Annotated in this window: 26 protein-coding genes, 2 tRNA genes and 1 rRNA gene; 23 read left to right on the top strand and 6 right to left on the bottom strand. The window is 49.0% G+C overall.

Features of this window, described 5'->3' with window-relative positions:
• The 6 genes from rrf to KNO65_RS14260 form a co-directional block, all read left to right on the top strand.
• Positions 1-87 (top strand): 5S ribosomal RNA (gene rrf, locus KNO65_RS14285); the annotation flags it as partial.
• Between the two features lie 136 nt (positions 88-223).
• A complete protein-coding gene (locus KNO65_RS14280) occupies positions 224-457 on the top strand; it encodes a helix-turn-helix transcriptional regulator (protein WP_031424468.1) in 234 nt (77 codons plus the stop codon).
• Entirely contained in the window at positions 454-747 is a 294-nt protein-coding gene (locus KNO65_RS14275) for a hypothetical protein (protein WP_251124976.1), read from the top strand. The genes KNO65_RS14280 and KNO65_RS14275 overlap by 4 nt, the downstream gene beginning before the upstream one ends.
• Positions 748-833: 86 nt before the next feature.
• On the top strand, positions 834-1,676 hold the full coding sequence (locus tag KNO65_RS14270) for a GNAT family N-acetyltransferase (RefSeq protein WP_214784975.1): 843 nt from the start codon (positions 834-836) through the stop codon (positions 1,674-1,676).
• On the top strand, positions 1,676-2,614 hold the full coding sequence (locus KNO65_RS14265; RefSeq protein ID WP_214784973.1) for a coiled-coil domain-containing protein: 939 nt from the start codon (positions 1,676-1,678) through the stop codon (positions 2,612-2,614). The genes KNO65_RS14270 and KNO65_RS14265 overlap by 1 nt, the downstream gene beginning before the upstream one ends.
• Before the next feature lie 304 nt (positions 2,615-2,918).
• The gene (locus KNO65_RS14260) at positions 2,919-3,560 is read left to right on the top strand and encodes a uridine kinase family protein (RefSeq protein ID WP_074034841.1); all 642 of its coding nucleotides are present in this window, start codon (positions 2,919-2,921) and stop codon (positions 3,558-3,560) included.
• Between the two features lie 503 nt (positions 3,561-4,063).
• On the opposite strand, the gene KNO65_RS14255 is transcribed toward KNO65_RS14260, so the two are convergent.
• Positions 4,064-4,846 carry a sporulation protein gene (locus KNO65_RS14255; protein WP_015880565.1) on the bottom strand — a complete coding sequence of 261 codons (783 nt, stop codon included), beginning with the start codon at positions 4,844-4,846 and terminating at the stop codon, positions 4,064-4,066.
• A 139-nt stretch (positions 4,847-4,985) separates the two neighbouring features.
• Here KNO65_RS14255 and KNO65_RS14250 point away from each other — a divergent pair.
• From KNO65_RS14250 to KNO65_RS14220, 7 genes are all read left to right on the top strand, one after another.
• Positions 4,986-5,062 (top strand) — tRNA-Met (locus KNO65_RS14250).
• Positions 5,063-5,087: 25 nt separating this feature from the next.
• Positions 5,088-5,164, top strand: a tRNA-Met gene (locus KNO65_RS14245).
• A 102-nt stretch (positions 5,165-5,266) separates the two neighbouring features.
• The gene (gene tsaE / locus KNO65_RS14240) at positions 5,267-5,716 is read left to right on the top strand and encodes a tRNA (adenosine(37)-N6)-threonylcarbamoyltransferase complex ATPase subunit type 1 TsaE (RefSeq protein WP_214784971.1); all 450 of its coding nucleotides are present in this window, start codon (positions 5,267-5,269) and stop codon (positions 5,714-5,716) included.
• Positions 5,713-6,369, top strand: a complete 657-nt coding sequence (tsaB, locus tag KNO65_RS14235; protein WP_074034836.1) for a tRNA (adenosine(37)-N6)-threonylcarbamoyltransferase complex dimerization subunit type 1 TsaB — start codon at positions 5,713-5,715, stop codon at positions 6,367-6,369. The genes tsaE and tsaB overlap by 4 nt, the downstream gene beginning before the upstream one ends.
• Complete coding sequence (gene rimI, locus KNO65_RS14230) at positions 6,362-6,823, top strand: ribosomal protein S18-alanine N-acetyltransferase (RefSeq protein ID WP_074034834.1); 462 nt, start codon at positions 6,362-6,364, stop codon at positions 6,821-6,823. The genes tsaB and rimI overlap by 8 nt, the downstream gene beginning before the upstream one ends.
• Positions 6,820-7,842: a tRNA (adenosine(37)-N6)-threonylcarbamoyltransferase complex transferase subunit TsaD gene (gene tsaD / locus KNO65_RS14225; protein ID WP_074034832.1), complete on the top strand. Its 1,023-nt coding sequence runs from the start codon at positions 6,820-6,822 to the stop codon at positions 7,840-7,842. The genes rimI and tsaD overlap by 4 nt, the downstream gene beginning before the upstream one ends.
• 14 nt (positions 7,843-7,856) lie before the next feature.
• Positions 7,857-8,423, top strand: coding sequence for a hypothetical protein (locus tag KNO65_RS14220; protein WP_074034830.1), 567 nt, complete (start codon positions 7,857-7,859; stop codon positions 8,421-8,423).
• A gap of 9 nt (positions 8,424-8,432) precedes the next feature.
• Here the strand turns inward: KNO65_RS14220 and KNO65_RS14215 are convergent, their stop codons facing one another.
• The 3 genes from KNO65_RS14215 to KNO65_RS14205 all read right to left on the bottom strand — a co-directional run bounded on the left by KNO65_RS14215 (position 8,433) and on the right by KNO65_RS14205 (position 11,316).
• A complete protein-coding gene (locus tag KNO65_RS14215) occupies positions 8,433-8,906 on the bottom strand; it encodes a flavodoxin (protein ID WP_214784969.1) in 474 nt (157 codons plus the stop codon).
• A gap of 104 nt (positions 8,907-9,010) precedes the next feature.
• On the bottom strand, positions 9,011-9,418 hold the full coding sequence (locus KNO65_RS14210) for a hypothetical protein (RefSeq protein ID WP_214742998.1): 408 nt from the start codon (positions 9,416-9,418) through the stop codon (positions 9,011-9,013).
• The gene (locus KNO65_RS14205; protein WP_214784966.1) at positions 9,415-11,316 is read right to left on the bottom strand and encodes an ABC-F family ATP-binding cassette domain-containing protein; all 1,902 of its coding nucleotides are present in this window, start codon (positions 11,314-11,316) and stop codon (positions 9,415-9,417) included. The genes KNO65_RS14210 and KNO65_RS14205 overlap by 4 nt, the downstream gene beginning before the upstream one ends.
• A 150-nt stretch (positions 11,317-11,466) precedes the next feature.
• On the opposite strand from KNO65_RS14205, the gene KNO65_RS14200 reads away from it, so the two are divergent.
• The 7 genes from KNO65_RS14200 to KNO65_RS14170 all read left to right on the top strand — a co-directional run bounded on the left by KNO65_RS14200 (position 11,467) and on the right by KNO65_RS14170 (position 18,125).
• Entirely contained in the window at positions 11,467-12,123 is a 657-nt protein-coding gene (locus tag KNO65_RS14200) for a redox-sensing transcriptional repressor Rex (protein WP_015880579.1), read from the top strand.
• A complete protein-coding gene (tatA, locus tag KNO65_RS14195) occupies positions 12,123-12,341 on the top strand; it encodes a twin-arginine translocase TatA/TatE family subunit (RefSeq protein ID WP_034770678.1) in 219 nt (72 codons plus the stop codon). The genes KNO65_RS14200 and tatA overlap by 1 nt, the downstream gene beginning before the upstream one ends.
• 3 nt (positions 12,342-12,344) lie before the next feature.
• Entirely contained in the window at positions 12,345-13,133 is a 789-nt protein-coding gene (gene tatC / locus KNO65_RS14190; protein ID WP_031424497.1) for a twin-arginine translocase subunit TatC, read from the top strand.
• A gap of 144 nt (positions 13,134-13,277) precedes the next feature.
• Complete coding sequence (locus tag KNO65_RS14185) at positions 13,278-15,926, top strand: hypothetical protein (protein WP_214784964.1); 2,649 nt, start codon at positions 13,278-13,280, stop codon at positions 15,924-15,926.
• 105 nt (positions 15,927-16,031) lie between these two features.
• Positions 16,032-16,310: a hypothetical protein gene (locus KNO65_RS14180; protein WP_214784962.1), complete on the top strand. Its 279-nt coding sequence runs from the start codon at positions 16,032-16,034 to the stop codon at positions 16,308-16,310.
• A gap of 5 nt (positions 16,311-16,315) precedes the next feature.
• Positions 16,316-16,606: a hypothetical protein gene (locus KNO65_RS14175; protein WP_211781839.1), complete on the top strand. Its 291-nt coding sequence runs from the start codon at positions 16,316-16,318 to the stop codon at positions 16,604-16,606.
• A 172-nt stretch (positions 16,607-16,778) separates the two neighbouring features.
• Positions 16,779-18,125 carry an FAD-dependent oxidoreductase gene (locus KNO65_RS14170; protein ID WP_214784960.1) on the top strand — a complete coding sequence of 449 codons (1,347 nt, stop codon included), beginning with the start codon at positions 16,779-16,781 and terminating at the stop codon, positions 18,123-18,125.
• 35 nt (positions 18,126-18,160) lie between these two features.
• Here the strand turns inward: KNO65_RS14170 and KNO65_RS14165 are convergent, their stop codons facing one another.
• On the bottom strand, positions 18,161-18,343 hold the full coding sequence (locus tag KNO65_RS14165) for a PspC domain-containing protein (RefSeq protein ID WP_074032578.1): 183 nt from the start codon (positions 18,341-18,343) through the stop codon (positions 18,161-18,163).
• 84 nt (positions 18,344-18,427) lie between these two features.
• Positions 18,428-19,360 carry an ABC transporter substrate-binding protein gene (locus KNO65_RS14160; RefSeq protein WP_214784958.1) on the bottom strand — a complete coding sequence of 311 codons (933 nt, stop codon included), beginning with the start codon at positions 19,358-19,360 and terminating at the stop codon, positions 18,428-18,430.
• A gap of 121 nt (positions 19,361-19,481) precedes the next feature.
• Here KNO65_RS14160 and KNO65_RS14155 point away from each other — a divergent pair, with 121 nt between their 5' ends.
• The 3 genes from KNO65_RS14155 to KNO65_RS14145 are packed head-to-tail and all read left to right on the top strand — an operon-like array spanning position 19,482 to position 22,308.
• On the top strand, positions 19,482-20,462 hold the full coding sequence (locus KNO65_RS14155; protein ID WP_214784956.1) for a FecCD family ABC transporter permease: 981 nt from the start codon (positions 19,482-19,484) through the stop codon (positions 20,460-20,462).
• Positions 20,459-21,505 carry a FecCD family ABC transporter permease gene (locus KNO65_RS14150; RefSeq protein WP_074034812.1) on the top strand — a complete coding sequence of 349 codons (1,047 nt, stop codon included), beginning with the start codon at positions 20,459-20,461 and terminating at the stop codon, positions 21,503-21,505. Before KNO65_RS14155 ends, KNO65_RS14150 begins: the two co-directional genes overlap by 4 nt.
• Complete coding sequence (locus KNO65_RS14145; RefSeq protein WP_214784954.1) at positions 21,502-22,308, top strand: ABC transporter ATP-binding protein; 807 nt, start codon at positions 21,502-21,504, stop codon at positions 22,306-22,308. The genes KNO65_RS14150 and KNO65_RS14145 overlap by 4 nt, the downstream gene beginning before the upstream one ends.
• The last annotated feature ends 14 nt before the right edge of the window (positions 22,309-22,322 follow it).

Here is a 22,322-nt window from a genome sequence, read left to right as displayed (position 1 = left end):
GTTCCCATGCCGAACACGGAAGTTAAGCGTCTCAGCGCCGAAAGTAGTTGGGGGATCTCCCCCTGTGAGGATAGGACGTTGCCAGGCAACAACGCAGGACGACCGAGCATACGCTCGGTCGTTTTTTTGTATGTTTAAGTGTAATATTTATTTGACTAAATGACAAAAAAATATTACATTCGAATGAGAGAGAACGCTTTTTTAAGAAAGAAGGCATTTAAAAATGGTCAAAAAAACGAGCGGACAACTTTATAACCGATTAAGTGTGCTACGAGCAGAGCGGAAATGGTCACAGCAACAAGTCGCAGATTTTTTAGGGGTAAGTCGACAAACGATTGTATCGCTTGAACATAATCGATACAGTCCCTCGCTAAAATTGGCATTTGAGATTGCCATTTTATTTGATACAACAGTGCATGACGTATTTCAATATGAAAAGAAGGAGCAACCTTTATGATGTTATGGATCAACATTCTTATCTTTCCAATTTTTCTTGTCATGCTTATCATTACATTGAGGTTTTTGTTTGGAAAGGAAGGCAAGGACGAACGTGGAAAAGAAATTGCAACTACTTCTTATATGGTAGCCGCTCCGATTTTCCCCATCGGATGGTTACTTATCGAATGGTATCATCGTTGGTTACATGTCTTGTCGTTTGATGTGTATCGTGATGTGATTTCACTTCTGATTGGTTTGACGTTTATCGTTCAAGGATTGACCATTACCATCTTAAAATATCGAATTTGATTGGCACTCATTTTGGGTGCTTTTTTTATTGGATGAAACATTTAACGATTGAAGCACGTATAACACAGTATTGAAGGGGGCAAATAATGATTATAAGGGAAGCAACGAAAGACGACATAATGAGTGTTACAAAAGTTTCAACTGCAAGTTTTCAACAAGAAGCACTTTCTTTGCAATTGTCTGAGAGAGATTTGAATGTTGAACCGCCGGGATACGATCTCGAGGCGATGACACAATATATGATTGAAGAGTTAACATGCTATGTCATTGAGCAGGACAAACACATCGTTGGGGCAATCGTCTTAACCCTCACAGGTGATGACTATGCACGAATCGATCGTGTTTTTGTACATCCTGATAGGCAAGGGCAAGGAATCGGTAAAGCGTTGATTCAATACGTAGAAGCTCAATCTCCGCATGTACGGATTTGGGAGTTGGAAACATCGACACATCAAACAAGAAATATTCGTTTTTATAAACAATTAGGATTTCAAGTCGTATATGAGTCAGAAGATGAGGTATGTTTCGTCAAACGAACAAAAGCAAAACCGAGTACGCATTGCTTTGAAGAACAGTCATGTGAAGGTTGGCAAGCGTATGGGGTAAACGCGAGCTTTTTGGCGGTCACAAATAGTAATGTTTCGTCACTTGATGCGAGCAACTGTAATTTCAGTCAAAGCCGTTTTCGGAACATCAATTTCCGGAATAGTACGTTTAGTGATTTAAATTTGTCGGGCTCACAATTTAACTTTGTGACGATGCGAGAGAATGCACGTACTATTCAAATGCACTATTCGAATCTGAGCGGTGCTACATTTAATCAATGTGACCTGACAAATGTCACGTTGACAGGATGTGATGTCGAAGGCATGACGATAAATGGCGTTCCAATCGACACTTTAATCAGTACAAAGAGAGGGGAAACATAATGGGGAATTTTCAGCAGACCCAATTAGACTTACAACAGCGTATCTCCGAGCGTGATCGACTTGTTCGTAAGCAAGAGATACTAAACAAACAGTTGAACGAGCATGAGGCGGTGCGGAAGGCACTACTCAACACATTCACGAAAGAACAACGTGATGTGTATGACCTTGAAGAATTCTCGCTCGTCAACACATGGCGAAAGTTACGAGGCACGTTTGATGAACAACGGACAATCGAAATGGAAGAGGCTGCTCGCGCTGAACTGAAATTACGAGAACACGAGGCGATGATTGACGAATTGACGCTCGAACATCGAGAATTACAAGAACAGCTCGAGGTTTATGAGGGCATCGACGCTGAGTGGGAGACCTTCTTAGAAACAAAAGAATCCCATCTTGCGAAAGATCCAGCTATTCGCCGAGACCTACACCATCTCACGAATCAACAAGCCGAAACGAATGAACTTCTTATCGAGTATCGGGAAGCCATCGTTGCCGGTAAGGCGGCGCGATCAACGATTGCAAGAACACTCAAACATCTAGATAGTGCGAAGGGGTGGTCGACGTATGACACGTTCTTCGGGGGTGGCTTGATTGCCACAGCAATGAAACATGAGGCGCTAGATGCTTCCGAGCAGACGATGCACGAATTACAATCTGCGTTAGAGCGTTTCTCCCGTGAATTAGCGGACGTGCAAGGTATTGTTCAGGAGTTGCATGTCGATCGAGGTTCACTCATTCAGTTCGCAGATTACTTTTTGGATGATATTTTTTCAGAATGGACGATGCATGGACGAATCAATGATTCCTTAGATCAAGTGAACGGACTGGATAAGGAAATCAGTCAGCTGATTGCTCGTATGACGAGACAAGTGGAAACGTTAGAACAGAAGCTTGACGAGACTGAAGAAAAAAGAAGACAGCTCATCCTGACACGATGAGCTGTCTGTCATTATATTTATAGTAAGGGTTCTTTTGCTTAGTTCAAGGAGAGTGAAGAGAAAATGAGTCAAACGATGGTATTTCTTATTAGAGGGATGGCAGTCACCGGGGCGCTATTGATTTTATCGATTCCATTTTTCTTTAGTTCTCCCATATCGACCACTCTGATCATTGTCAGTTCGATTTCGTTGATTGCCTTTGTGATGTTTGCTGTTTCAGCAATCAGGCTTCGAAAACGGATAGAGGATGAATGACGTGTATTTGTTTTTCTGAAACAACAAAATTACCAAAAGGGAGAGAATCATGGAACAACTGATTGAGGGTATCGTACAAAGCGTGAGACCGGATCAACGAACGCTGATTGCTATCTCCGGACACGGTGCAGCCGGAAAATCGACGTTGGCAGAAAAATTACGGGAACGACTCGGTGATATAAACCTGCTTCACACAGACCCGTATATTACAGATTCACAGTTGCGGAAACAAACGATCCTCACGTATCAACACGATGGAACGACCCATCAGTATAAGATGACGGCGTGTCATCCGGCCGCACATCATCTGCTCTCACTCGAGCGAGATGTCCGTATGATTCGGGAAGGAATCGGCTTTTATACGATTGATGTCCCCTATTTAGAGCGGACATGGATTGATCCGGAGAAGCCAATCACGATTATTGAAGGGATGAGTGTCGCATTCCTGGATCTTTCATCTTTTGATCAATCGATTTATCTCTACACAGACGGGGAGACTGAGTTCAAGCGACGTTCGCATCGTGATATTCAGGAACGGGGTATGGAGCTGGACTACTTACACGCTTCACATGTAGAGCGACGTCTGCAATATGAATTGTTCATGCATCCGTATCGCCACCACTTTCAAACTATCGTCAATACGAGTAAGGATGGAATTCAAATTGAAAAAACCGCTCACGAGGAGCGGTGACTGAGTAGCGTATCTTCAACGCCAAAGTGATTTGACGCTCTCGAACTCGTCGGCACATTTTTCAATCGATTTGAATCAAAACTCTTCAACGAATGGATTCAGGCGATTCTCTCCGAGTTATCGATTCCAAGATATGTACTTTACACTTCAGAATTAGAAGAAATGAGCACGGTAAAATTATTAAAGAAGGGAGTACCTTACTTTGGAAAAACCGTTACTGTGGATTATAGCGGGTGTAACCCTCGTCTTTTTATTGATGGCTACTCAACTATTACTACCCGTTACCTTTCAAGAAATTTTTTCGATTTTACTAGTATCGATTGTTATAGGATCAATCATAGGTGTGATTGCTTCGATTTTGCATCACTATATTATGACTAGAAAAGAAAAAACTAGCTAAAAACATAGTAAAAAGGTCCGAAAAAAGAATGGAAAAGAATCTTATTCGGAGCTTTTTGATCGATTAACGAATGCTACACATCATCTTAAAAAGTTATCACCGCTCACGAGGAGCGGTGACTGCGTAACGTATCTTGAATGCCGAGACCGAGCTGTTCCTGTTCGCGCTCGAGCTGCCCCCAGGTGAGGGAACGATGACGCAATTCGACGTCGGTCGCCATCGATTCGAGCGTTCGCTGGGTCTCGATGTTGTCGAGCCAGTAGTAGAGGTCGATCCCGTCTTCATGTAAGCGCCAAAACGATTTGACGACCTCGAACTCATCGGCCCATTCTCCGACCGGCTTGAATCCATACTTTTCAACGAATGGATACGGACGTTCTTCCCCGAGCGGGTCGATTACGTTTCGGACGAACATCGGCTCAAGTCCAGCGTGAGCGGTCGCATCGAGTAATCGTTTCAGTTCAGGCATCGGTTCGATTTCGATGTGTTCGATTACATCAAACCAAACTCGTTTGATGTCCTTGTCCCACAATGTAGCCTCTATACTATACGGGGCGCCGGCAGAAGAGGGTGCGTACATCGTCAACTCGAATGAAAACGGAACGTCCTCTTTCGCTCCAGGCTCTAATACAAGCGATAGTGGAATCGGGACTTCTTGAATATCAGCTTCTCGATTGAACTCGTTTCCTTCCATGGTGATGTCTTTGAACGTCGTCAAGAAGGTCAGGGTGAGTTCCTGTAATCGAACGACATTCGTTGTCGGGTTGGAGACGTGCAACGTACCCGTCACGGTCTGCTTCGGAATGAGTGCTGCCGGGTCAAACGTGATCTCGGCTTCGATCTCCGAAAAGAACCATTTCTTGAATCGATTTCCCCATTTGGACATGGCGGTCGCGCCCCTTTTCTCTGATAGTTTATGCTGTTATATCTGTTCCCGATTCCATTTTTGAAAAAACATTAAGAAAATGGTTGCTTTTTATAACTGTCTCGCTTATTATAGAGGATGTCGAAACAATTCAAACCATCGCGGGGTGGAGCAGTCTGGTAGCTCGTCGGGCTCATAACCCGAAGGTCGTCGGTTCAAATCCGGCCCCCGCAACCAATTTTTATTTAATTTCATATGTCGTCGCGGGGTGGAGCAGTCTGGTAGCTCGTCGGGCTCATAACCCGAAGGTCGTTGGTTCAAATCCAGCCCCCGCAACCAATTTTTAAATGAGATAGCGAAACGATAGCGTTTCGTGTTTTTTTTTGCTTAAAATGAAGTGTACAATGAGTACGTATGAGAAGTGAAAAAGGAGAACCATTCATGTATACATTGATTACGCATTCTGCGGCGGAGACGCAGGCGGTGGCAGAACGTTTGGCCACACTCGTCGAAGCAGGGACGGTCATCACGTTAAACGGTGACCTCGGTGCCGGCAAAACGACGTTCACACAAGGGTTCGCAAAAGGACTCGGTGTCACGCGGAACGTCAACAGTCCGACCTTCACCATTATGAAACAATATAAAGGGCGATTGCCGCTCTATCATATGGATGTCTATCGTCTCGAAGATACGGGGGATGACATCGGTCTTGAGGAATATATCAACGGTGATGGTGTCGCCATCGTCGAGTGGTCGAACTTGATCGAGTCCTCCCTCCCGGAAGAACGCTTGGCCATCACGATTGAACGGGTTGGCGACGAAGAACGTAGACTGACACTTGCTCCGACGGGTGAGCGTTACGTTCAAATCGCCAAGGAGGTGCTCGCATGAAGCAATTGATGATTGATACGGCGACGACACGTTTGTCAGTCGCGTTAAGTGAGGCTGGAGAGATTCAAGCCGAAGCAACGGTCATGGTCTCAAAAAACCATGCGGTCACACTCATGCCAATGATTGAACAGCTCATGGCAGCGGTCAAGTGGACACCGAACATGCTCGAACGCATCGTTGTCACGACAGGACCCGGGTCGTACACGGGAATTCGGATTGGAGTGACGACAGCGAAGACACTCGCCTATACGCTCAATCTTCCACTCATCGGTGTATCTGCCCTTCAGCTCATGGCAGCGGCCCCGAATACCGATTTGCCGGTCGTTTCATTGATTGACGCGCGCCGTGGCAACGCGTATATCGGATATTATCAACACAACAAAGCACTCACACATGATCAGCACGCTTCCGTCTCAGATTGGTTGCGACTGAATAGTCAAGGGCGCTTCCTTGTCGTCGGAGACGTGGAACCGTTCCGTGACGTGTTAAGTGAATATGACTATATCGAAGCACCGGCTGCCCATCGATATGGGCGTGCGAGTGATTTGGTCGTCTTCAGCGATGAGACGAGCGATGTTCACTCGTTTGAACCGGAGTATTTGCGACTCGCCGAGGCGGAAGCGAAATGGTTAGAGGGACAAAACAATGGCTGACGTGAAAATTCGTCGGATGACGTGGCTTGATGTCGAGGAAGTGACGAAAGTCGAAGAAGCGTCGTTCGCCATCCCGTGGACAAAAGAGGCGTTCATGAATGAGATGCTTCGAAATGAACAGGCCATTTACTTTGTCGCGGTCCATGACAAACGGGTCGTCGGGTTTGTCGGCGTTTGGACAATCGTCGATGAAGGACATATCACAAACATTGCCGTCTTACCTGAGTTTCGTGGACAGGGCATCGGCAATCAATTGTTAGCGGAACTTGTCGCGTTCGCCAAGTCAAAAGGACTCGTCGGATTGACGTTAGAAGTCCGCGTGTCGAACGTTGGCGCGCAAAAACTATATGAACAATTCGGTTTTATGCAAGCCGGTCGGAGAAGACGCTACTATCAGGATAATAATGAAGACGCCTATATTTATTGGGCGAAGTTAGGAAGTGAGTCAGAATGAACACATCACTGATTCTCTCGATCGAGTCGAGCTGTGACGAGACGTCTGTTGCGCTCGTCAAAGACGGAAAGACGTTATTGTCGAACGTCGTCTCTTCTCAAATCGAGAGTCATAAACGATTTGGTGGCGTCGTCCCTGAAGTGGCGTCTCGTCATCATGTGGAACGAATCACGTACGTGATTGACGACGCATTGAGTGAGGCCGGCGTGACGATGGAAGACGTCGATGCGGTCGCGGTCACACAAGGACCGGGTCTCGTCGGTGCCCTTCTCGTTGGGATCAGTGCGGCCAAGGCGTTGGCATTCGCCCATCAAAAACCGCTCATCGGTGTCCACCATATCGCCGGACACATTTACGCGAACGAACTTGTCGAAGAGATGCAGTTTCCGCTCGTCTGTCTCGTCGTTTCAGGGGGACATACAGAACTCGTCTATATGCCAGAACATGGTGTCTTCGAAGTCATCGGGGAGACACGTGACGACGCGGCAGGTGAGGCGTACGATAAGGTTGCGCGCACGCTCAGTCTCCCATATCCGGGAGGTCCTGCGATTGACCGCCTGGCAGCGGTCGGGGAAGACACGTACAACTTCCCACGCGTTCGTCTCGAACCGGGTAGCTTTGATTTCAGTTTCAGTGGCTTGAAGTCATCGGTCATCAACGCCGTACACAATGCGGAACAACGTGGAGAGACGGTCATCCCTGAAAACTTGGCGGCGAGCTTCCAGGCGAGTGTCGTCGAAGTGCTCGTCGAGAAAGCGATTCGTGCCGTGAAGGAAAAAGGGGCGAAGCAATTGCTTGTCGCGGGTGGTGTCGCGGCGAACCGTGGCCTCCGCACAGCGCTTCAAGAAGCTGCTACAGCTGAAGGAATTCAACTCGTCATTCCACCGCTTGACCTCTGTGGGGACAATGCGGGCATGATCGGGGTGGCGGCACATCACGCGTATGTGCGCGGTAAGCGCGATACACTAGCGATGAACGCGGTTCCTGGGTTATCCTTAGAAGAGAGCATGACAGTCTAGGGGGAAATAGAGACATGACGAAACGCATCATCATCGGAGGGCTCATCGTACTACTCGTCGTTGCGACGTTCTTACAAGTACGTGAGATTATCCGCGCTTACAATATCGCCTATCAAGAGGAGATTGTTCCAGAAGAGACACGAGTGAAGTCACTCACTGGAGAAGAGGCATTAGAAGGTATCGGTCGCGTGACCGGAGAGAATACGCTCATCAAGTCACTATATGGCTACACAAGTGTCGTCGACCAAGAGCCGGAGCGTGTGATCGTCGTCGATCGCAATCTCGGGGTACAACCAAAAGCGAGCGATGCTTATTATGAAATCGAGCGGGGTCGCGAGGCAACAGAAGAAGAAGCGGCGAAGTTTGATGATTTGATCGAGGAACTCGACGAACAGCAACTGTTCGCACAAGTCATCTCGACACACGAAGCACGTTATGTGACGAATGGCGAAAAACCGATGACGTTCTATAAAGTGTTCACACGTGACGTCGACACGAACGAGGCTGTCTTCTTTATCGCTGAAGACGGGACGAAGCTCGACTTCCATACAATCGGATTCCAACCACTGCGTTACTTCTAACAAAAAGGTTCAGCCACGAGGCTGAACCTTTTTGAGTGCTTCAAGTTGTTGAAGGAATGTATGGGCGAACGCGAGACATGCTTCCTTTTTTTCGTCCGTATCCGGGTCGAATTCAATCTTGAGTGCAGGAACAAGAACGTTCCCGCCAGCAGTTTGAAAGGCGTGCTCGACGGTATCGACGGCTGCACAATACTTGGGATAGTCCGTGTCCCCTGAACCGAAGGCAGCACACGGCAAACCGTTTAACGACGCCTCTTCCAAATCAAATACGAAATCCTCGGCCTCATACGGAACATCTCCGTCTCCCCACGTATACGTACCGAGTATGACTCCATCGTATTCGGAGAATTGCTCGATACGTAAGGATTCCAAATCGTCAGATATCGAAACATCGTGTCCTGCGTCCTGCCATGTATGTCGAATCAGATTTGCGATGTCTTCCGTATTGCCTGACATGCTCACATATCCAATCAGTAGTTTCATTGAAATCACCTCAATAACAGACTAATTGAAAATGATTATCAATGTCAATGATAACGTTGATTGTACAAACAAAACCACGCCTTCAAACAGAAGACGTGGTTTTGTTATGCTTTTGGTTGTCGATAATTCTCCCGATGCCACGTATTGATGCGGCTCACGATGAACACGAGCAGGGCGAGGATCCACATGAAGAGCGTCTCTTCATAGAAGTGGGCCCACACCGATCCAGGCGCATAGAATGTATGGACCGTCACATCAACCGGCCAGACGACGATACGGATGAAGAGCGTGCTCATGAGCAGGCCACTGAAGAGACTGAGTAGTATTCCTGGCCACGTCTGAATGATGAAGCCGATGACGACCGGCAGGAAGAAAAAGAGAATAGACGGGACGATGGTCGGCTCCCCGCGGATGAGTTCAGACACGAACTCGGTCCCGGTCGGCACGATGTAGGCGAGTCCCGTCAGGAACGCTTGAATGAACTCGATTCGCATGGCACGGGTACGCATCATGTATGGAGTTCCTCCCATTCCGCATAAAGTGCGGTAATCGATTCTTTCGCAGCGTCCGATTCGGTCGACAACTCCTGTGCACGGGCGAAGTCGTTGAAGACGTCCGGCTCACAAAGCAACTGTTCGATCTCATCAAGACGATTCTCATGTTGCTCAATCGCTTGCTCAATCTCTTCGATGCGCTGTTTGATGCGGCGCTCTTCTCGCTGTTGTTCCTTATCGGCGCGTTGTTTTTTCACGACGACCTGCTTCGTCTCCTCACGGGCGAGTCGCGCCAGTTCCTCGAGTTCTTCTTTCTTCTCGACGTAGTACGAATAGTCTCCGAGATACTCGTCGATGCCGTTCGGTGTGATCTCTAGCACACGCGTCGCGAGTCGATCGATGAAGTAGCGGTCATGCGAGACGAAGAGAATCGTGCCCGGATAGTCGAGGAGGGCATTCTCCAAAATCATCTTCGAGTCGAGGTCCAAGTGGTTCGTCGGCTCGTCCAGGATGAGGAGGTTCGGTTGCTCGAGCTTCAGCTTGGCCAACGTGAGTCGTGCCCGTTCGCCACCTGATAATTCATGGACACGCTTCATGACGTCATCGCCACTGAAGAGGAACTGTCCGAGCAGACTCCGAACTTCTTGCTCGCGCATGAGCGGCCAGGCGTTCCAAATCTCGTCGATGACACGGTTCGCGTCAGACAAGTTTTGTTGCTCCTGGTCGTAGTATCCGATTTCGACGCCCGTCCCGTAACGGATGTCACCGGTGAGGGCGGCTTGTTGTTTCGTCAACACTTTGAGGAGGGTCGACTTCCCGACCCCGTTCGGACCGACGAGCGCGACGGACTCCCCGCGTTGCAGTTGGAAACGGAGATTTTGAGCGATTGCTTCCTCGTATCCGATGGCGAGGTCACTCGCGCTCAATACATCGTTCCCGCTCTGGCGTTTGATAGAGAACGAGAGGACGGCACTGCGTTCGTCACCATCCGGAGCATCGAGTCGGTCGACTTTCTCGAGACGTTTCCGCACGCTTTGTGCACGTTTCGTCGTCGTCGCCCGGGCGATGTTTCGTTGGATGAAGTCCTGCATCTTGGCAATCTCTTCTTGCTGCGACTCGAACTGCTTCTTCTCTTGTTCGTAGAGGGCCGCCTTCTGCTCGAGATACTTCGTATAGTTCCCGACGAAGCGGCGGCTCCGATGACGTGACAACTCATAGACGACCGAAACGACGCGGTCGAGGAAGTAGCGATCGTGGGAGACGATGAGGACGGCACCTTTATAGCCGCTCAAGTACTTCTCTAGCCAGGCGAGCGTCTCGATGTCCAAATGGTTCGTCGGCTCGTCCAAGATGAGCAGGTCGGGACTTTGAAGGAGCATCTTCGCCAAGGCGAGACGTGTCCGTTGTCCCCCGGAGAGTGTGTCGATGCGACGCTCGAAGTCGTCCGGATAGAAGCGCATCCCGTGAAGGACCGAGCGGATGGTCGCTTCATATTGGTAACCGCCACGCTCTTTGAACGTATGTTGCTCTTCATCGTAAGAGGAGAGGAGGCGTTCGTACGCAGCGGCGTCGTTTAGAATCCGTTCGGAGCCCATGTCAGCCTCCATGCGACGGAGCGTCTTCTCTTGCTCGATCAAGTCCGTGAAGACGGTGAGCATCTCATTCCAGATCGTCTCGTCGGATTCTAACCCTGAGTCTTGGGCGAGATAGCCGATCGTGACGTCTTTTGGCTTCATGATGTCCCCGGAGTCATAGTTGTATTCACCAGCGATGACTTTCAAAAGCGTCGACTTTCCGGCCCCGTTACGACCGACAAGGGCGACGCGTTCGCCTTCCTGGATTTCGAGTTTGACATTTTCTAAAATCGGCTCGACGCCGAAGGATTTGGATAAGTTGTTGACTTGCAGTAGGATCAAGTGAAAAAACCCCTTTCTCTCTATTTAGTATACTGTATTTTTCAGCGATTTTAGGTATATTCGTTGAGTGGTCATGTGAATTCGTTTACAATCAAGGTGTATGAAATTCAGATTCGTTTGTAACGTGTCGTAAAAAGGAGGCTCTTTCCGTTGAGTCAAAACGAACCAAAGATTCCACAAGCGACAGCCAAACGGTTGCCACTATACTATCGATTTATTCAAAGCCTGCATGCTTCAGGGAAACAACGTGTCTCTTCAGCAGAACTGAGTGAGGCGGTCAAGGTCGATTCGGCTACGATTCGCCGTGATTTCTCGTACTTCGGTGCGCTCGGTAAAAAGGGATATGGCTATAACGTGCAGTATCTGTTAGACTTTTTCCGAAAGACACTGAATCAAGACGAGATTACGAATGTCGCCTTGGTCGGAGTCGGTCACCTTGGGACGGCATTCGTCAACTATAACTTCCTTAAAAACAATAACACACATATCGTCGTCGGGTTCGACGCAGACGAGACAAAAGTCGGCACGACGATGTCAGGCGTCCCAATTCATCACGTCGATGAGATGGAACAAATCATGAAGCAAAACAAGATCGACGTCGCTATTTTGACGGTACCTTCTGCTTATGCGCAGTCCGTCGCAGACGACTTGGTGCGTTTCGGCATCAAGGGCATCTTGAACTTCACACCGGCACGACTCACTGTACCGGATACGGTTCGCGTCCATCATATCGATTTGTCGATTGAGCTGCAGTCACTCATTTACTTTATGCAACACTATCCAACCGCTGAGGGGGTCCATCAATAATGGAATTACTAGCATCATCACTCGTCGTCGGGATTCCGGGTGGGGCGAGTCTATTCATCATCGCCATCATCGCGCTTATCATCTTCGGACCGAAGAAATTGCCGGAGTTTGGTCGCGCGGCCGGACAAACGCTTCGTGAGTTCAAAAATGCAACGAACGGCATGATGAACGAGCACGACGAGAACGACAAGAAAGCTATCGAAAAGAAAGAGCAGTAAGCCATGAATCATCAACCTGATCAAGAGCGGGAACTCACCGATCACTTGACAGAGCTGCGGAGACGACTGATGCTATCTGCATTTGTCGTCTTTGCCTTCTTTTTGATGGCTTTGCCGAGTGTCAAATATGTACTCGCGTATTTGCAAAAAGACCTCGTCGAACGCGGGCTCGAACTGAACGCCTTTGGGGTCGCGGACCCGCTCATGATTTACTTGAACTTGGCGCTCATCATCGGCCTTATCGCGGCGAGCCCATTCCTACTGTATCAAGTGTGGGCGTTTGTCGCACCCGGTCTGCATCCGAATGAGCGGAAAGGCACGCTTGCCTATATCCCGATCATCTTCGGACTGTTCTTGATTGGCCTTGCGTTCGCCTACTACTGGTTGTTCCCGCTCGTCCTCGATATCTCGACGGACCTCGGGCAAGACCTCGGACTCGAACAAATCATCGGGGCCAACAATTACTTCACGTTCTTGTTGCAGCTGACAATTCCGTTCGGTCTATTGTTCCAACTACCGGTCGTCATGATGTTCTTGACCCGAATCGGTGTCGTGACCCCGTACTTCTTATCAAAGATTCGAAAGTACGCATACTTCGCCCTATTCGTGATCGCGGCATTCATCACACCGCCGGATTTGACGTCGCACCTTATGGTGTCGTTACCACTCTTCTTCCTATATGAAATCAGTTTATCGATTTCACGTATCACCTACAAAGGGGTGCTACGCCGGGAAAAAGAGGCGATGGTGCAAGAACAGATGGATTTAATGAAACAGATGAATGAAAAGTGAGCACTGCGTCAAATTATGACGCGGTGCTTTTTTGAATATTAGGGCTATGCATTTTTGAGAAAACATCTTAAAATTAGAAGGGATTCAACAAAAATGGATGTTTTTTGAAAACTTATGTATACATAAACAGAAATGAGGAAGCAGATGAACAAGTGGTTATGGAGTACGCTCGTCGTACTCATATTGTTGATTGGACCAAAAATGGATGCCTTTGCAGAAGGAGCGGCAAAAGCGGACGTTCTGCCAACGGGAAGTGTTGTATCAAACAGTGAATATGTATGGCGATCGGGCGACCCAGAGACGATTGTGCATATGCGCACAGGAAAAGTGTATACACTTCCCGTCCGCGTGTCGGTTGAACACAATATCGTTGGACTCGGAGACGGTCGCGTCATTTTAGATGCATATGGCGAGGTCATCATTTGGGATCCGATTAACGATGCGATGACGTCATTCCCGAATGATTCGAGCAGTGGTCTCGATTATCTTCATGCTGTGAATCAGGATTTAGAAATGATTCTTTGGAAAGGACATACGACGTATTCTGTCACTTCATTGACGGGTGAGATTCTCGGAACGTTTAATACGGAAAGTATATACGAATCGTACGACCTTCTTGCTGACGGCACGGTCCTAGTCTTCGCAAACGGTGAAATCACGAAACGAGCCATCACGGGAGAAACGCTTGAAACGCTTGGAACATATACGGACAAGGTACGATCTGCCCAATATATCGAAGAAGCGAATCAATTAGTGGTCAAGATGTCCACCGACTCACATCTCCGAATTTTTGATTTGACCACGAAACGTTGGATTGAAAAAGAGGCGGAATCTGTCACGAATCTCCTGTGGAAAGACGGGATTTACTACTTCACGATGCGGAAAGTGTTTGATACGTATTACGTGAGTTACAATGTTGCCACTGGAGAATGGAAAGAATCATCGGTGGATGATACGTTTGTTAATCTGAGAGGAGATTGGTATGTGCTATCCCATGATGTGACGGCAGGGTATACGCCGGAGTCATTTTGGAAAGCGCCACGACAACTGTTGATCGATGTACCGAAAACAACGACACGATATGAAGTGAACCAATCCTATCAAGTGAACGGAACCGCTAAACTGATTGATGGAACATCCATTCCTGTCAGTGGGACAGAATTGTCGGCAACGTATCGATATTCTGAGAAGAAACCTTTTGTTTGGGAACAAGGTAAGTTGACGATGAACACGAATGGCGGATATTCTTTTGAATTTAGATGGAACGGGTTAGAACGAACAGAAGACTTTGTAGCATCTAACTATGTTCCGCTCACACTCGATCCGCCAACAGGTGTTTTGGGACCCATCACAGGAACAACGGCACCGAACACCCCAGTATTCGTCAGTGTGACGAAAAGCACCTCTCAGTACACCGACTCACTAGATTCATTGGTCAACTATCAGTCGAAAACGGTTCAGTCAGACGAGATGGGACGCTTCACTTGGCAACCGACGCGCTGGTTCGCACCAGGATCGCGTGTGACCGTAAAAATCGGAAGCCCATCAAGTGTATATGCCGATCCAATTGAACTGGTGACGGTAAAAGAAAGTGAAGATACTTTACCGAACGACATCACGCTTGTAACGAACTCTGTAAAATCAGGTGTGACATTACAGACCACGCCACAGGCTACCGTTGACATCGTTGCCCGTAGCGAACGCGGTTATGAAGCCTGGAGTGAGCAAGTAAATGAGGATGGGATGCTCCAAATCAAATCGTTTTCTCACATGTGGTTTGGTGTTGGGACAAAAATATACTATAAGTTACAGGATGCACCTGCCTCACAGTTCCGTCTTGCGGAAGTGAAGGCGACGTATGATGCACCTATCTTCACTTGGACGCGGACACCATTGATGTACGATAAATCGATTGATGTAACGTCTAGCACAAATGAAGCATATGAAGTTTATCGGAATGACATCCTTGTGACAAAGACGAGTTCGATGCCTTATACGTTCGATACGCCATTACGCGAAGGCGATGTGATTCGTGTCAAACGCACGTATCGCGATGCCACTTACGAATTGACGAAGACGGTTCGCGCGTTCGCACCTGTTTTGAGTGTCACGGACGTCATGATGACGAAGACACAGGCGACACTCTCGATTAAAAAGACAAGTGTGGCCCCGCTTCGTTTTTACGTAAATGGTGTGGCCGTTTCACCAAAACGGTTATCAACGACACGGTACACCATCCCGGCGAAACCGGGTGACACGATTCGTGTCCGTGCCTCTGTCGGGTCAAAATCCCGTGAAGTCACAGTGGAATTGCCGAAGACCTCGCTGTCTACGCTATCCATCAACGACGAAAAGTCGTTATGGGTCGGGTATGTACTACCGAACAGTACGGTGACACTAAAGAGCGGTACGAAGACAATCGCCAGTGGAACGGCAAGCAGTACAGGCCGTGTGACGCTACGATTCAGTCGACAACCGATTGGAAGTGTCGTGACGTTGACGAGTCAGCAAGGGACGTATCGTCACATTCAGAAAAAGACCGTGACGGTCGGACCGGCTCCGACATTGTCATCGACCATTCCTTCAAGTGCGTCGAAGACATTGCGTGCGACGTCAAACGTGGCTTACGGTACACTCACGCTGATGCGTGGGACGACCGTTCTCGCAGAGAAAGAAGTAAAAACGACTTCGACGATTCTCAGTTTTTCACCGCAACGAAAAGGGACGCAGCTCACGCTTCGTCTCGTGACACCGAAAGGTCGAAGCGTAACGAAGACGTTCACCGTTCGATGAGTACTCGGACCATTCGCATGAGCGGGTGGTCTTTTTACTTTCAACATACCTGTGAGCCCTTCACTCATGTTAATATGGAAAAAAGAGGGATTGGAGGTGCGGGTCATGTGGTGGCAATGGTACGGGTTTGAGACGATCATGATGTTGATCTTTGCAGGGATATCCATAGGGACTGGAAGACATCTGTTCCTGTCAAAAACGGATAAGGTTCTCACGATTTCGTTTGTGAGTATGGTCATTGGTTTTTGTATGATGCTCGTCGGAGTGGGATACATAAGAGGATTTGATGGAATGGGTTGGTTCGTATACGGTTTGCTCCTATACGGTGGAAGTCTCCTTGTCTACTTGACGTTCACTATTTTTCGTTTGAAACGGGAGCAGTAAAGAGAATGAGTGATTTGACCTTTTTGATGTTGTTGTTTCTTGGATTGACACTAGGAGTAGTGCTATCAATCTATCACGTGATGCGGTCGAAAAGACGACGGCCCGTGTTACTCCTGATCGGTACATTACTAGTCGTAAGTGGCTATGTACTTGTGATTGGCAATCTGGCATTTGGATACGGCTGGGGAGCATTGTGGTGGGGGCTAGTTGGTCTCTCTATGAACGTCCTCGGATTGATTGTTCATCTTCTTGTATGGATCTATTATCTATTGAAAGAGAAGCGAGTCCGGTCATGAAAATGAGCGGATTTTTTCCTGTTCAAACTTTAGACACTTTTACGTGAAATAATGAGCAAAGTCATTGAATCTTATATTGTGAAATAGTACACTAAGGTCAAGAAGTAAATGTGATGTTTATCACAATATAAAACGAAACGTATTGTCTAACATAAAAGGAGAGACGACTCATATGAAAATCGCAGTCATCGGATGTACACACGCAGGAACAGCAGCAGTCAAAGGATTACTCGCCAAGCACGACAATCTCGATATCACCGTTTACGAGCGGAACGATAACGTTAGCTTCCTCTCGTGTGGGATTGCGCTCCACGTTGGTGGTGTCGTCCAACGTGCGGAAGAGTTATTCTACTCGTCACCACGTGAACTTGAAGAACTCGGTGCGACGATGCGCATGAAACATGACGTCTTGTCAATCGACTCCGAAGCGAAGACGGTCCACGCTAAAAATCTTGAGACCGGTGAAGACGTGCATGACACGTATGACCGCTTGATCGTCACGACGGGTTCATGGCCGATCGTCCCGACGCTCCCAGGAATCGAAATGAATGGAATCGAGCTCTGTAAAAACTACGCGCACGCCCAACGCATCATCGAGCGGGCGACAGACGCGACGAAGATTGCCGTCATCGGGGCTGGCTATATCGGGGTCGAGCTCGTCGAAGCGTTCGAAGCATACGGAAAACACGTCACATTCATCGATAGTGCCGACCGCATCTTGAATAAGTATCTCGACAAGTCGTTCACGGATCCACTAGAAGCGGATATGACCAGTCGCGGAATCGATCTTGAACTCGGTCAGACGGTCGAAGCGTTCCGTGGAACAGAAGGGAACGTCACACACGTCGTGACGGACAAAGGTGAATTCGAAGCGGATCTCGTCATTCTCTGTGTCGGATTCCGTCCGAACACGGGACTCTTAGAAGGACAGGTCGATATGCTCGGGAACGGTGCCATCATCGTCGATGAATATATGCGTACGAGCAACCCCGATATTTTTGCGGCAGGTGACAGCTGTGCCGTCTACTATAACCCGGCGCATACACACGCCTATATCCCACTTGCGACGAACGCTGTCCGCATGGGAACACTCGTCGCGGAGAACATGATGCAACCACGCGTCCGCTACCAAGGGACACAAGGAACGTCGGGACTTCGACTCTATGACTGGAATATCGCGTCATCTGGTTTGACGGAAGAAGCGGCAGCGCTCTTTGGACTCGAAGTGGAGAGTGTCGTCATCGAGGACGCGTATCGTCCGGAGTTCATGCCGACCGCAGAGAAAGTCGAATTCAAACTCGTCTATGAAAAAGGGACACATCGGATTGTCGGTGGACAAGTGTTATCGAAAGCGGATTTGACGCAAGCGGTCAACACACTCTCGCTCGCCATCCAAAACGAGATGACGATCGAAGAGCTCGCCTATGTCGACTTCTTCTTCCAACCGCACTACAACAAGCCATGGCACTTCCTGAACAGCGGAGCGCTTGAAGCGATGAAAGACAAAGTGAATGCCTAACAAAAAAACGCGGAAGCTCATGGCTTCTGCGTTTTTTATAGATAACGTGGCGCATCTTTCATGGAATTCGTCAAAATCATATAAAGCAGGAAACTCCCAGGTAGAATCAAGAAGATGAGTCGAACTCCTATTGAAGAAATACCAAAGTATTCAGCAATTCCACCACATACTCCTGACAGAGAGCGGTCCGTCGCCGACTTTCGAAGTGTACGTTGCATAGTAAAGCTCCTTATGAGTTGATATGTAAATTTTACCATATGAGTGTATGGAAAAGCGCATCAATTTAATTGATGCGCTACTGTTTATTTCAAGATGTCGACGAGTTCATCGAGCACTTGGTTTGCAGACAAGACGCCACCAGACGTGTTCCAAATGTCATCACTGACTTCTGTCACTTCCCCTGCTTTGACAGCATCGAGGTCTTTCCACAACTGATTCGATTGCCATTCTTCGGCTGTCTTCGACCCGTCTGCTCCACCATATGTGAAGTAGACGATGTGGTCGCCTGCCATCTCCGGGATCCGTTCCATCGCGACTGGCTCAGCGAATTCCGCTTTATCTTGTGACGCTGGACGTTTGATGCCGACATCATTAAGGATGACGCCGGAGAAGCTGTCATTGAAGTAGATGCGTGACTCGCCAGGAAGGAAGCGGACGACCGAGAGTTCTTTATTCACGGCGTCTCCGAGATCTGCTTTCGTATCTTCGACGTGCTGTTCGTAGTCGGCCAACGCTTGATTGCCTTCCTCTTCTAGGTTGAGTGCGTTCGCATAAAGGGTGAAGTTCTCTTGCCAATCACCTTTGAGCGTCTCTGACATGACCGTCGGTGCGATGGCGTTTAACTTGTCATAGATGTTCTCTTGACGAAGTTTCGTTCCGATGATGAGATCTGGCTTGAGTTTCGCGATGGCCTCTAAGTTGACTTCACTTTCTGTCCCGACTTCCGTGACGTCTGTCATCTCAGACTCGATGTGCGGGTACCATGGGTCGCCGTTCCATGATTTGACGGCTCCGACTGGTTTGACGTCGAGGGCGAGAAGGGCCTCTGTCCCTTCGTTCGTCAAGACGACGACGCGTTCCGGGTTTTCAGGTACGTCCGCCGTTCCCATCGCGTGCTCAATCGAGCGAGTCGCCGTTTCTGAACTTGTATCGTTCTCTGTATCGTCAGACCCGCCGCAAGCAGCGAGGACGACGGTTAAGCAAAGCGTAAGTAACGCGAGCATCCACTTTTTCATTACAATTCTCCTCTATGTAGGTGATTTTCCTTCCTGACTATAAGTGATAATGATTCTCACTGTCAACCCCTTTTTCTGGAACGCAATATTTGCTATGGTAGGAAAGGAAAGAAGTGAGGACATGAAAAAACCTTGGATCAAATTACTTTTCTTGATCATTTGTTTACCTATCTTAAGTTATATTTCCCTGCGCGTTGGTGTGATCGCCGTCAGTCATGAAGATGTGATGACGTTCCAAGCGGACGGTTCATCACAAGCGATGATTGCGTTGGCAGACAATCGTATCCCACGGACGGTCGTCGCGCTACTCGTCGGTAGTGTCCTAGGTCTCGCTGGGCTCATCTTTCAACTCGTGACCCGTAACCCGCTCGCATCTCCTGATATTTTGGCGGTAAACGCGGGAGCGAGTCTAGCCATCGTGCTCGTGACGCTTTTTGGGTTCAGTAGTATCGCCTCGTTCACGACAGCCTCGCTCATCGGAGCGTTTATTGCCGGCGTGATTGTCTATCTACTGAGTGCGAACGGAGGGAACGTCATGTATATGACGCTTGCCGGGGCGTCGCTTGCCGCTCTATTCAGTTCCTTCACCCAGTCGATCATCGCGTATGAGGAAGGCGCGCTCGATGAGGTGCTGTTCTGGCTGACCGGGTCGGTCGCCGGACGATCGCTCACGCTCGTCGAGACGTTGTTGCCATGGATGGCGGCGGCGGTCATTCTCGTTCTCTTGCTCAGTAAAGAGTTAGAGACGTTATCGCTCGGAGACCAGGTCGCCCGTTCACTCGGACAAAATGTCGGCATCATCAAGTTCGTCGCCGTGACGCTCGCCGTCGTGCTCTCCGCATTCGGGGTGGCACTTGCCGGACCAATCGCATTTGTTGGTCTGCTCGCTCCCCATTTGGCAAAATATCTGTTCAGGACGGCCTTTTTCGCTCGTCTCGCCGGAAGTGCCCTCATCGGTAGCGTCCTGTTGCTTGCGGCGGATATTCTGGGACGTATCATCCTGTTCCCACGCGAAGTGACCGTTGGGGTCGTACTCGCCGTCATCGGTGGGGCATTCTTCATCTATCTCGTCAGTGTCAGACAAGGAGTCTTTAAATCATGAAAACATATCGCTTTCGAAAAGGTCCTGTCTCGTTCACGCTCCGGAAGCGTGAAATCGAGTTGGCGCTTCTACTTGTCGTTGGATTGCTCGTGTCGATTTATTTCGGGCTCGCCATCGGTGACACATTCCTTAGTCCCGCCTCACTCGCTGCCCTGTTCATCGGAGCAGGGGATGCATTCGAGCAGCTCGTCGTCTTCGAGTTTCGGATGCCACGTGTGTTGATGGCAATCACTGCCGGCGCAAGTCTCGCCGTCAGCGGTCACTTGTTACAACTGACAATCAAAAACGAACTGGCATCCCCGGAGATTTTCGGGATTGTCGGAGGTGCAGGGGTTGCGACGGCTACGTTCTTCACCGTTTTCTCGGATGAGCGAACGAATCAGCTGTCAGTGCCGCTCGCCTATATCCCAATCGCTTCGTTCCTTGGGGCGATTGTTGTCGGGATGTTCCTCTTCTATTTGTTGAAACGTGGAGTCCCACCTGTCCGGCTAGCACTTGTTGGGATCGGAATCAGCATCTTCTCGCAAGGGATCGTTCAGTTCATGATGCTCGCCTCGAACGTTTACCGAAAGAATGATATCCAACAATGGCTCACCGGTACAGTCTACGCCGCGACGTGGAATCAATTGAAGATTATGGTGCCATTCGTCCTTCTCTTTTTGCTGGCAGCCTTCTTGATTGAACGTCATGTTCGTCCGCTTCATATCAGTGAAGCGACAGCGACGAGCATCGGCGTACCGGTACGCGGGATTCAGCGTGGGACGTTGTTGCTTTCCTGTTTACTCGCCGGAATCGGTGTCGCCTTTGTCGGTGCAATCGGTTTTGTTGGGTTGATGGCACCTCATATCGCTCGACAAGGGTTGAAGCTCCCTTACATTTGGGCGACGCTGCTTGTCGGGGCGACGATTGTCGTGTTGGCGGACGTACTCGCTCGGACGATTTTTTATCCGTATGAACTACGGACCGGCGTGATGACAGCCGTCATCGGAGCACCGTATTTCTTCTACTTACTTCGACGGATGATGAAAGGAAGCATGAGATGAACACATTTGATTTGAACCACGTAACCATCGGATATGAACAGAAGACGGTGCTCGATCAATTATCATTCTCCATCCCACATGGGAAAATCACCGTCCTTCTCGGCGCGAACGGCTGCGGGAAGTCGACGCTCCTCTCGACGCTTGCGAGACAGCGAGATGCACTTGGCGGGGAGATCGCATTTCGAAACAAACCGCTCGATTCGTATCGAGCGAAAGAGGCGGCTCGACTCATGGCATTCATGCCACAAGTGAACGTGGCACCGGATGGATTGACCGTCGAACAACTCGTCCGATTCGGGCGTTATCCGTACCAGACGTTCTTCAAACGATATTCGGAAGACGATGAACGGGCCGTCGAGCGGGCACTCGCCTTCACCGATACGATATCGCTCCGTGACACGCTCGTCAGCAACCTTTCCGGAGGACAAAAGCAACGGGTGTGGATCGCGTTGGCACTCGCCCAAGAATCGGAGACGATCCTGCTCGATGAACCGACGACATACTTGGACATGTCGCACCAAATCGAGATTTTAGATTTGATGTATCGATTGAATCGATTGGAAGGAAAGACGATCATCATGGTACTTCACGACCTTCACTTGGCATGTCGCTATGCCGATCATGTCATCGCATTAGCTGGCGGTAACGTGTATCGCGAAGGAAGTCCGAACGATGTCGTCGATGAGACGTTCATGAAAGACGTTTTCGGCCTCAAAGTCGTGGTGACCGAGGATCCGCTATACGGGACACCGCTCTGTGTACCGTATTCGCACTATGAGTTGAATGAAAAACGACCGACCTGAACCTAGTCTGCGGA

The organism is Exiguobacterium sp. S3 (genome assembly GCF_018617295.1).
Classification (GTDB): Bacteria; Bacillota; Bacilli; order Exiguobacteriales; family Exiguobacteriaceae; genus Exiguobacterium; species Exiguobacterium profundum.
Note: the sequence above shows the minus strand (reverse complement) of the source record. Positions and strands in the feature narration are given on the sequence as shown.

What these genes read in the sequence shown, in the direction of transcription:
- KNO65_RS14160 (WP_214784958.1), bottom strand. Translation starts at nt 19,360, where the DNA reads ATGAAAAAGTGGATGCTCGCGTTACTTACGCTTTGCTTAACCGTCGTC.
- tsaB (WP_074034836.1), top strand. Translation starts at nt 5,713, where the DNA reads ATGAAGCAATTGATGATTGATACGGCGACGACACGTTTGTCAGTCGCG.
- KNO65_RS14220 (WP_074034830.1), top strand. Translation starts at nt 7,857, where the DNA reads ATGACGAAACGCATCATCATCGGAGGGCTCATCGTACTACTCGTCGTT.
- tsaD (WP_074034832.1), top strand. Translation starts at nt 6,820, where the DNA reads ATGAACACATCACTGATTCTCTCGATCGAGTCGAGCTGTGACGAGACG.
- tsaE (WP_214784971.1), top strand. Translation starts at nt 5,267, where the DNA reads ATGTATACATTGATTACGCATTCTGCGGCGGAGACGCAGGCGGTGGCA.
- KNO65_RS14215 (WP_214784969.1), bottom strand. Translation starts at nt 8,906, where the DNA reads ATGAAACTACTGATTGGATATGTGAGCATGTCAGGCAATACGGAAGAC.
- KNO65_RS14260 (WP_074034841.1), top strand. Translation starts at nt 2,919, where the DNA reads ATGGAACAACTGATTGAGGGTATCGTACAAAGCGTGAGACCGGATCAA.
- KNO65_RS14275 (WP_251124976.1), top strand. Translation starts at nt 454, where the DNA reads ATGATGTTATGGATCAACATTCTTATCTTTCCAATTTTTCTTGTCATG.
- KNO65_RS14155 (WP_214784956.1), top strand. Translation starts at nt 19,482, where the DNA reads ATGAAAAAACCTTGGATCAAATTACTTTTCTTGATCATTTGTTTACCT.
- KNO65_RS14270 (WP_214784975.1), top strand. Translation starts at nt 834, where the DNA reads ATGATTATAAGGGAAGCAACGAAAGACGACATAATGAGTGTTACAAAA.
- KNO65_RS14180 (WP_214784962.1), top strand. Translation starts at nt 16,032, where the DNA reads ATGTGGTGGCAATGGTACGGGTTTGAGACGATCATGATGTTGATCTTT.
- KNO65_RS14210 (WP_214742998.1), bottom strand. Translation starts at nt 9,418, where the DNA reads ATGATGCGTACCCGTGCCATGCGAATCGAGTTCATTCAAGCGTTCCTG.
- rimI (WP_074034834.1), top strand. Translation starts at nt 6,362, where the DNA reads ATGGCTGACGTGAAAATTCGTCGGATGACGTGGCTTGATGTCGAGGAA.
- KNO65_RS14150 (WP_074034812.1), top strand. Translation starts at nt 20,459, where the DNA reads ATGAAAACATATCGCTTTCGAAAAGGTCCTGTCTCGTTCACGCTCCGG.
- KNO65_RS14255 (WP_015880565.1), bottom strand. Translation starts at nt 4,846, where the DNA reads ATGTCCAAATGGGGAAATCGATTCAAGAAATGGTTCTTTTCGGAGATC.
- tatC (WP_031424497.1), top strand. Translation starts at nt 12,345, where the DNA reads ATGAATCATCAACCTGATCAAGAGCGGGAACTCACCGATCACTTGACA.
- KNO65_RS14145 (WP_214784954.1), top strand. Translation starts at nt 21,502, where the DNA reads ATGAACACATTTGATTTGAACCACGTAACCATCGGATATGAACAGAAG.
- KNO65_RS14265 (WP_214784973.1), top strand. Translation starts at nt 1,676, where the DNA reads ATGGGGAATTTTCAGCAGACCCAATTAGACTTACAACAGCGTATCTCC.
- KNO65_RS14165 (WP_074032578.1), bottom strand. Translation starts at nt 18,343, where the DNA reads ATGCAACGTACACTTCGAAAGTCGGCGACGGACCGCTCTCTGTCAGGA.
- KNO65_RS14175 (WP_211781839.1), top strand. Translation starts at nt 16,316, where the DNA reads ATGAGTGATTTGACCTTTTTGATGTTGTTGTTTCTTGGATTGACACTA.
- KNO65_RS14280 (WP_031424468.1), top strand. Translation starts at nt 224, where the DNA reads ATGGTCAAAAAAACGAGCGGACAACTTTATAACCGATTAAGTGTGCTA.
- KNO65_RS14185 (WP_214784964.1), top strand. Translation starts at nt 13,278, where the DNA reads ATGAACAAGTGGTTATGGAGTACGCTCGTCGTACTCATATTGTTGATT.
- tatA (WP_034770678.1), top strand. Translation starts at nt 12,123, where the DNA reads ATGGAATTACTAGCATCATCACTCGTCGTCGGGATTCCGGGTGGGGCG.
- KNO65_RS14170 (WP_214784960.1), top strand. Translation starts at nt 16,779, where the DNA reads ATGAAAATCGCAGTCATCGGATGTACACACGCAGGAACAGCAGCAGTC.